Below are 1,722 nucleotides of genomic sequence, written 5' to 3' on the forward strand. Positions count from 1 at the left end.
CCTACAAATCGCTCAAGGCAGCGCTCGAAGGCGGTGTCGAGGGCCGCCCGGCCAATGTCATCTTCTATGCCACCTCGAACCGCCGCCATCTGTTGCCGCGCGACATGATCGACAATGAGCGCTCGACCGCGATCAACCCGTCCGAAGCGGTCGGACAGCGACACCTTTTCCTCGACCGCTTCGGCCTGTGGCTCGGCTTCCACAAATGTTCGCAGGACGAATATCTCGACATGATCGACGGCTATATCAGCCATCATGGCCTGGCCATCGATCCCGAGCAGTTGCGCACTGAGGCGCTGGAATGGGCAACGACGCGCGGCAGCCGCTCGGGCCGCGTCGCCTGGCAGTTCACCCAGGACCTGGCCGGACGGCTCGGCAAGCCGCTCAAGGATTAAACTGGAGTCGAGCTGAACTGAAAGAGCCCGTTCCTTGCGGAGCGGGCTGAGCCGGCGGGCGGACTGGAGGTCAGACGTCCCGCAAATAGCTTTTTTTCTTCTATTCGAGATAACCCCCGACTATTCGAGATAGCCGGAGGGATCGACCGGGGCGGAGTTCTTGCGCACTTCGAAGTGCAGCTTCGGTGAGTCCGTCGTGCCGCTCATGCCTGACAGCGCGATTTCCTGGCCGCGCTTGACCTTCTGGCCGCGCTGCACCTCGATCGAGCTGGCGTGGCCGTAGACGGTGACCAGGCCATTCTCGTGGCGCACCAGCACCGTGTTGCCGAATTCCTTGAGGCCGTCGCCGGCATAGATGACGACGCCGTTCTCGGCCGCCTTGACCGGCGTTCCCGTCGGCACGGCGATGTCGACACCATCCTTGCCCGAGCCGAAACCGGAGATCACACGGCCGCGTACCGGCCAGCGCATCTTGCCGATGCCGGTGGCGTCGGGCGCGACGGCGTCATCGTCCTCGGCCTGCTGGATGACCTTCGAATCTTTCTTCGGCGGCGTGTAGGACGCCAGCGTTTCCGACGGCGTGGTCTTTGCCGCTGGCTGCGTGGTGGCCGTGGTCACCGGATCGGTCTTGGCCGGCTTGGCGCTGGCGACGGTCGCGGTCCCACCCGCCGGCACCTTCAGGGTCTGGCCGATCTTGAGCAGTCCATCCTTCATCCCGTTGGCCTGCTTCAGCGCAACGACGCCGACGCCGGTCTTCCTGGCAATCGAGGACATCGTATCGCCCGACTGAACCGTGTAGGTGCCAGCAGCGCCAGTCGCCTTGGCTGCCGCCACCTGCGGCTTGGGCTCCTTGGGCTGGCTTGCTGCGGCCGACGTGTCGACCTGAGCGGCGGATTTACCTTCCTTGAGCTTCGGCTGCTGCGGCAGAACGGCGACCTTGTCCGGCGCAGTGGCCGGCAGATCGTGCTTGCCGTCCTTCGCCGGCTTGGCATCGGCGACCTTCGCCTCGCCCTTGCTCGAATAGGCATAGGCCGGAATGATCAGCTTCTGGCCGGTCTTCAGCCCCTTGGTCGCGCTCAGCCCGTTGACCTTCATGATCACGTCGGACGGCACCTTGTAGCGCTGCGCCAGGCCGCCGATCGTTTCGCCGTCCCGAACGACAATCTCGGTTGCATGCGGCTTACCAGAGGACGCCACGCGCGGTTCATCGGGCTGCGCAACCTTGAAAGGCGATGCGGCCGGAGCGACGGTGCCGGTCGTGGTCCTGTCGATATGCGGTGCCGGAGCCAATGCGGTGCGCATCGGCTTCGCTGCGGGCGCCAGTGCG

The 1,722-nt window shown here is 65.0% G+C and carries 2 protein-coding genes; one reads left to right on the forward strand and one right to left on the reverse strand.

Features of this window, described 5'->3' with window-relative positions; genetic code table 11:
• The coding region (locus EN935_RS34585; protein ID WP_127374154.1) for a DUF815 domain-containing protein at positions 1-395 on the forward strand (395 nt) is incomplete at its 5' end.
• Between the two features lie 120 nt (positions 396-515).
• Here the strand turns inward: EN935_RS34585 and EN935_RS34590 are convergent.
• Positions 516-1,722, reverse strand: a 1,207-nt coding sequence (locus tag EN935_RS34590) for a peptidoglycan DD-metalloendopeptidase family protein (RefSeq protein WP_127374155.1), incomplete at its 5' end; no start/stop codon positions are given.

It is taken from the genome of Mesorhizobium sp. M7D.F.Ca.US.004.03.1.1, assembly GCF_003998635.1.
Taxonomy (GTDB): domain Bacteria; phylum Pseudomonadota; class Alphaproteobacteria; order Rhizobiales; family Rhizobiaceae; genus Mesorhizobium; species Mesorhizobium loti.